The sequence below is a fragment of the Halomonas sp. genome (assembly GCF_033549285.1).
Classification (GTDB): Bacteria; Pseudomonadota; Gammaproteobacteria; order Pseudomonadales; family Halomonadaceae; genus Halomonas.
Genome location: NZ_JAWSUJ010000047.1, coordinates 24,828 through 31,132 on the forward strand (window position 1 = coordinate 24,828; position 6,305 = coordinate 31,132).

At 66.5% G+C, this 6,305-nt stretch carries 5 protein-coding genes and 1 pseudogene; 2 read left to right on the forward strand and 4 right to left on the reverse strand.

Features of this window, described 5'->3' with window-relative positions; translation table 11 throughout:
- Positions 1 to 8 precede the first annotated feature (8 nt).
- The 4 genes from SCI24_RS11965 to SCI24_RS11980 form a co-directional block, all read right to left on the reverse strand.
- A complete protein-coding gene (locus SCI24_RS11965) occupies positions 9 to 1,178 on the reverse strand; it encodes a cation diffusion facilitator family transporter (protein WP_318725590.1) in 1,170 nt (389 codons plus the stop codon).
- Between the two features lie 222 nt (positions 1,179 to 1,400).
- Positions 1,401 to 1,823 (reverse strand): phasin family protein, encoded by a 423-nt coding sequence (locus tag SCI24_RS11970; RefSeq protein WP_318725591.1) that lies wholly within the window; start codon positions 1,821 to 1,823, stop codon positions 1,401 to 1,403.
- 132 nt (positions 1,824 to 1,955) lie between these two features.
- Positions 1,956 to 3,041: a hypothetical protein gene (locus SCI24_RS11975; protein ID WP_318725592.1), complete on the reverse strand. Its 1,086-nt coding sequence runs from the start codon at positions 3,039 to 3,041 to the stop codon at positions 1,956 to 1,958.
- 70 nt (positions 3,042 to 3,111) lie between these two features.
- Positions 3,112 to 4,185 carry a multicopper oxidase domain-containing protein gene (locus tag SCI24_RS11980; RefSeq protein ID WP_318725593.1) on the reverse strand — a complete coding sequence of 358 codons (1,074 nt, stop codon included), beginning with the start codon at positions 4,183 to 4,185 and terminating at the stop codon, positions 3,112 to 3,114.
- A 518-nt stretch (positions 4,186 to 4,703) separates the two neighbouring features.
- On the opposite strand from SCI24_RS11980, the gene SCI24_RS11985 reads away from it, so the two are divergent.
- Positions 4,704 to 5,705 (forward strand): D-glycerate dehydrogenase, encoded by a 1,002-nt coding sequence (locus SCI24_RS11985; protein WP_318725594.1) that lies wholly within the window; start codon positions 4,704 to 4,706, stop codon positions 5,703 to 5,705.
- A 352-nt stretch (positions 5,706 to 6,057) separates the two neighbouring features.
- A pseudogene (locus SCI24_RS11990) lies at positions 6,058 to 6,305 on the forward strand (IS21 family transposase); the annotation flags it as partial.

The following is a 6,305-nucleotide window of genomic DNA, read 5'->3' on the forward strand; positions in this document are numbered from 1 at the left end:
CGGCGGCGTCAGCCGGTCGCCGGTAGGTGCGGAGCGCCCGCCAGGCGACGCACTTCGACGTGGGAGAGCCAGTCAATGTCCCGGGCACGGGCCTCCAGGCGGCGGATCACGGCGTCGCTCTCGAAGGGCGACGGCTCGTCCAGGCAGACCACCACCGTCACCGCCCCCTCCAGGTAGTGCAGTTCCATCTCTCGGATCGCCGCCCAGACATCCAGTTCTCCCCAGCACTCGGCCAGGGCGGCTTCCACCTCGGGGCGCAGCGGCAGCCCCGGGAAGCGGCTGGGGTCGCCCTCGCCGGCGTCGTCCTCGGGGTCGATATGGAAGGTGAGGTCGGTAAGGGCGGGGAAGGCGTTACGCAGGCGGCGGCTCACCTCGTTGCCGATCTCGTGGCCCTCCGAGACGCTGATGCGCGGCGACACCACCACGTGCAGGTCGAGCATGGTATGCCCGGCCGACTGGCGAGTGCGCAGGTCATGGATGCCCTCGACGCCGGCCACGCTGTTCGCCACCTGGCGCATCTCCTCCTGGGTGGCCACCGGCAGGGCCGTGTCGACGAGTTCGCGGCCCGACTCCCACAGCAGGTCCCAGCCCACCTTGCCGACCATCAGGCCGACGATCACCGCCGCCACGGTATCGATCCAGGTGGCGCCGAACTGGCTGCCAACCAGGGCGACCATCACCACGCCGGTGGAGAGCACGTCGCTGCGGTGGTGCCAGGCGTTGGCCTCGAGCATCTTCGAGCCGATGCGGCGCGCCACCCGGCGTGTCAGATGGAAGAGCCACTCCTTGGCCAGCAGCGCGAGGGCGGCCAGCAGGATCGCCCAATAGCCGGGCGGCGGGATCACGGCAGCGGAGACGAGGCGTTCGAGGCTCGACCAGGCGATGCCGCCGGCCACGAAGATCAGCACGCTGCCCAGGAAGAGGGTGGCCAGGGTCTCGATGCGGCCATGGCCGTAGTGGTGGTCGTGGTCCGGCCCCTGGTGGCCATAGTGGGATGCGGCGAGCACGAAGCCGTCGGTCACCAGGTCGGAGAAGGAGTGGATCCCGTCGGCAACCAGGGCGGCAGAGCCGACAATCCAGCCGACCAGGATCTTGGCCACGCCGAGCAGGGTGTTGACCGCCGCGGAGAGGAAGGTGACGCGCCGGGTCGCCTGATGCTTCTCGAGGTTGGTCTGCATGATCGTTCCCTGGAATGCTCCGCCGTGCAAGGCGTCAGGAAATGGTACCGAAAGGGTCCAGATTGGCACAAGGCGCGGGCGTGCCTGACATCCCCTTTCGGGCTCCTCCCCCCTGTCCAGGGCAAGTCACGCTGACCTGCCCTCGAACGAAGACAGGCCGCCGATCATGGATCGGCGGCCTGCGGTCTGGCGTCAGCGTGGCCCGTGGCGCGGGCCCACGACTTACTTGGCCTTGGGAGCGGCTTCCTTGACGGCCTTGCTGGCGGTCTCGGTGGCCCCTTTGGCGCTTTCCTGGGCCTGCTTGACGCTGCCCTCGGTCAGCTTCTGGCTCTCCTCGACGAACTCCTGCTGCAGGGCGACGACCTTCTCGGCATCGCCCTTCAGGCGTTCGGTCAGCTCGGTGGCGACCTTCTGCTGGCCTTCCAGGTAGCCCTTCAGACCTTCGGCATCCTTGACCTCCACCAGGCTGCGCAGCTGCGCCAGGTTGATGTCGGCATAGGCCTTGGTGGCCTCGAGCTGGGCATTGACCAGCTTCTCGGTGAGATCGACGGACAGGGCGGCGAAGGCGCGCGCCGGGGCGACGAACATGGACTCGAACTGGGCGGTGTCGAACTGCTTGGTGTCGAATGCGAATGCGTTGGTCATGATGAGAACCTCCTGGGTTCTGAATGCGATGGAACGGGAGATTCCCGCTCTGCTGCACTGCACAATAGCAGGGATTATTGTGCAGTGCAACATGGCCCTCGGACAGGACTCTCGCCCTGGGTCCGCCAGGCGTCACACCTGCACAAGAAACGCCGTGGTGTACATGATGGCGATACCGGCCACGACGCCCGATGCCGAGGTGCCGGAGACCGGCGACATGCCCTCCATCACGGCGGTGCGCCGCAGGTAATCCGTCACCTCGACGCAGACCTGCAGGATGGCCCCCACTCCCAGTCCCAGGAACAGCGCCGACCAGTGCGGGGCGAAGGCGTAGGCCCCCAGCCACATGCCCAGCACCGCCGGCAGGCCGGCCAGGACCACCAGCCCGCCCCATGCCCAGGCAGGCACGCTCTGGCGTGTCAGGGGGGCGGCGATGGCGACCCCCTCGGTCAGGTTGTGAAGCGTGAAACCGATCACCAGGAAGGTACCGAGGGCGCCGGCACCAGTCGCGAAGGCGCCACCGATGGCGAGACCCTCGCCCAGGTTGTGCAGGCCGATGCCCAGCGCGATGTACCATGCCAGCGCCCGGCCTTCCGGTGGCCGGTGGTGGCGACGCCCCACCGCCATCAGCGCCAGGAAGCCAGCCAGCGCCGCCAGCCACACCAGGGCGGGCCCCTGGAACAGCGAGGCCGCCTCGGCGCCCAGCGCGAGGCCCGCCTCGAGGGTATCCACCAGCAGGAAGGCCAGCAGCCCCAGGGTCAGGGACAGAGTGAACTGGAACCCCCGTGTCCCGGCATGCTGCAGCGCCGGCAGGAGGCACATCCCGAGTGCCACCGGCAGGACCCCCACGAACAGGCCGATCACGCCATAGCCGGAGAGCTGCGCGATGCTCGGCTGGGGAGTCGCCTCCGCCACCTCGATGGTGTGCCCGAAGGTGACACCGGTGCCGGTGACGAAGGTGACCTCGTGCAGTTCGTCCTCCACCCAGGGATAGGCGATCCGCAGCCAAGCGGCCTGCCCCCTGGCCAGTTCCCCGGCCGGCTCCTGAAGGAAGCGCCAATAGGCGCCATCGACCTGCACCTGGGCAATGCGCATGGGTTCCGATCCCCCCGCGCGTACCTTCAGGGCGAGGCCGTCGTCGTCGATGATGGTGCGCTCGACGGTCAACTCCTCGAGCGGCGGCGGCGATACGCCGAGCCACTCGAGTGGCTGCATCATCTGGAACCACAGCAACGCCGCGCCGAGCATCAGCGGGGGAGCAGCAGCGTGGACCACAGGCGCAGGTGCATCAGACCACCTCGAACAGGCTCATCCAGCCGAGTTCCACGAATTCGCTCTGGTGGGCATGGAACATGTACCGCCCCGGTTCATGGTCGGCGAAGGAGAACTCCAGGATGCCCCGCTGTGCCTGGCACTGCATCACCGCATCCACGGTCCGGAGGGTCGGGGTCAGGGTCGTGCCATGGTCGTAGTAATCGAAGAAGTTGGCATGCAGGTGCAGGGAGTTCACTGGGTCGAACTCGGTGACGTTGATCAGATAGATCCGTGCTGGGCGAGACCGCTCGAGGCGGATGGGCCGATTCACGTAGGCATGCGCCACCGTGTTCACCGCGTAGATCTCGTTCTCCTCGTCGAAATTGGTGTCGAAGCCATTCATCACCATCACGAACTCCTGCCAGCGCGCGTTCTCCTCGCTGCCGAGCAGGCGCGAGCGAGCCGCCGGCTCATGCTCGGGATGCCGTTGCGGGTTCGGGTCGACGATGAAGGCACCGTACAGCCCCTTGTGGATATGGCGCTTCAGCGGCAACGAATGACAGTGATATAGGTGACAGCCGAAGGGCTCGGCATCGAACTCATAGGTGAAGGCTTCCCCCGGTGCTGCCTCGCCGGCGCCTGGCACACCATCCATCTGCGCTGAGTGGATGCCATGGAAGTGCAGGGTGTGGGCATGGCTGCCGGCGTTGACGAAGCGAATGCGGATCCGGTCACCCTCGGTGGCGCGCAGGCTGGGGCCGGGTACCCGACCGTTGTAGGTCCAGGCCGGAAAGCGGATTCCCGGCGCGATCTCGATCTCCTTGTCGATGGCGGTGATCGTGTACTCGCGCAGCCGTTGCCCGCTCGCCAGCCGGCCGACCTTGCCGGTGTCCCAGTCGGTGAGCATGACGCTCGGGTCGAAGCCATTGCGGACATGGTCTACCTCGCCCTGGGTGATCATGTCACCTGGGAAGACGCCGTGGCGTCCGGCATGGGAAGAGGCAGCCGGTGAGCTGGCCGCGCGCGCCGAGGACAGGCCAAGCGCCGACGCCAGGCTCCAGAACCCCGCCCTGAGCATACCGCGCCGGCTGAAACTGACTCTGGTCATCGCCCTCGCCCCATGCTGAATCGAGATGATTCTGATACACATTATAGATTGTCATGGATGAATCGGACCTGAGGGCGGCAACAAGAGACGTGAAGGATCGAGCGACCGCCGCCAGGGGCCGATCCATGCGTCATGTCCTTCTCGCGAAGGAGGGCCCATTTCCGGTGCCCCCGATCGAGAACGGGCCGCCGTTCATGAATCGGCGGCCCAGCGGCTGATTGAAGCGGTTAGCGAAGGGGGCTCAGGAACAGCCGGGAAGTGGAAGCCTTAACGAATCGGGTCCAGGGTGGTTGGTAAACTGGGACCCTATCGCTGGCGCCAGTTACTCATGTTGTGAGGCAGACTGAACGCTGCTCGCCTTCGCTGGGATGCGGCACCCCTCGCCAACCTGGTCGGCGCACTTGTACTGCAGGTCGTGGGACATGGAAAGTCTGACCAGTGTGAGGGGCTCTCGGGACCTGAAACCGAGCTGCCTGCCCGATAGACAGCCGGCCCATCGCCTTAAAGGAGCCTGACCCATGAAGAAGCGCATCCTGGCCTATGGCCGCCTGAACGATGACCAGTTGGCCCAGCTTGGCCAGGACTTCGAGGTCCTGGCCTTTCCCGGCCTGACCTCCGCCGACGATCCTGACTTCCGGGCCGCCCTACCCGACGCCAACGGCCTGATCGGCGCCAGCCTGGCCATCACCCCCGAGCTGCTCAACGCCGCGCCCCAGCTCGAAGCCATCGCCACCATCTCGGTGGGCTACGACAACTACCCGGTCGAGGCGCTGACCCGTCGCGGCATCCTGCTGTGCAACACCCCCGACGTGCTCACCGAGACCACTGCCGACACCGGCTTCCTGCTGATCATGGCCGCCGCCCGGCGCGCCGTGGAGCTCGCCGACCTGGTCAAGCGCGGCGACTGGACAGCCGGGATCGGGCCCGAGCACTTCGGCAGCGACGTGCACGGCAAGACCCTGGGCCTGATCGGCTTCGGGCGCATCGGCGCCGCCGTGGCCCGGCGCGGCGCCCTGGGCTTCGGCATGCGCATCCTCTACTCGAACGCCTCCCCCAAGCCCGAGCTCGAGCGTGAACTAGGGGCGGAGCGGCGCGAGCTGGATACGTTGCTTGCCGAAGCCGACTTCGTCTGCGTCACCGTGCCCCTCACCGCCGAGACCGAGCACCTGATCGGCGAGCGAGAGTTTGCCCTGATAAAGCCGTCGGCGATCTTCGTCAACATCGCGCGCGGCAAGGTCGTCAACGAGGCGGCGCTGATCGAGGCGCTGGAGATGGGGCGCATTCGCGCCGCCGGCCTGGACGTCTTCGAGCAGGAGCCGCTGTCGCCGGAGTCGCCGCTGCCGCACATGACCAACGTGGTCGCCCTGCCGCATATCGGCTCGGCGACCCACGAGACGCGTACCGCCATGGCCCAGCGCGCCGTGGACAACCTGATCCTGGCGCTCAGGGGCGAGCGCCCGATCAACCTGGTAAACGACGCTGCCTGGAGGCCCGCATGCCGTGAGCGCCAAGGCTTATGACCATGGCTTGGCCAGCGGTCAATCCAATATATGCATATACACCGTGTGCCTGTGGGTTAGCAGAATCTATGGCACAGCGGCGCAATGTGGGACTACAAACGACGATGTGGGATTATCTGCGATGAGCAGCCCATCGGAGAGCCAGGCAGGACAAGGGCTTGCGGGATTTTAGACGCGGCTAGACGGAGAGTGAAGGAAAGCGGATCAGTGCCAAAGCAGCGCGAAACAGAAAAAGGGCCATCTCGGCATGAGGTGGCCTATAGAGCGACAATTACTCTGGCCGGTGGACGACAACTATTCTGACCGGTTGTCCTAAGCTTGACCGCTTGTCCTGACCCACCAGGGAGACGGTATGGCGGTCACCAGCCAACAGGTCACGCTCTACATGTCGCAACGTCAACAAGGCCAGACCCAACCCGTCGCCGCCGCCAAGGCCGGTCTCTCCGTCAGCACCGCTCGGCGCCTCGAACGTCGGGCCGAGTCCTCCGAGCCACCGGCTCCTCGCCACTGGCGAACCCGGCCAGATCCCTTCGCCGATGTCTGGGACGACGTGGTCGTCCCCCAACTGGCGGCCGCTCCCAATCTGCAGGCGCTGACGCT

Bases quoted from the DNA above. Each gene is read 5' to 3' on its own strand.
- SCI24_RS11965 (WP_318725590.1), bottom strand. From the start codon at position 1,178: ATGCAGACCAACCTCGAGAAGCATCAGGCGACCCGGCGCGTCACCTTC.
- SCI24_RS11970 (WP_318725591.1), bottom strand. From the start codon at position 1,823: ATGACCAACGCATTCGCATTCGACACCAAGCAGTTCGACACCGCCCAG.
- SCI24_RS11975 (WP_318725592.1), bottom strand. From the start codon at position 3,041: ATGATGCAGCCACTCGAGTGGCTCGGCGTATCGCCGCCGCCGCTCGAG.
- SCI24_RS11980 (WP_318725593.1), bottom strand. From the start codon at position 4,185: ATGACCAGAGTCAGTTTCAGCCGGCGCGGTATGCTCAGGGCGGGGTTC.
- SCI24_RS11985 (WP_318725594.1), top strand. From the start codon at position 4,704: ATGAAGAAGCGCATCCTGGCCTATGGCCGCCTGAACGATGACCAGTTG.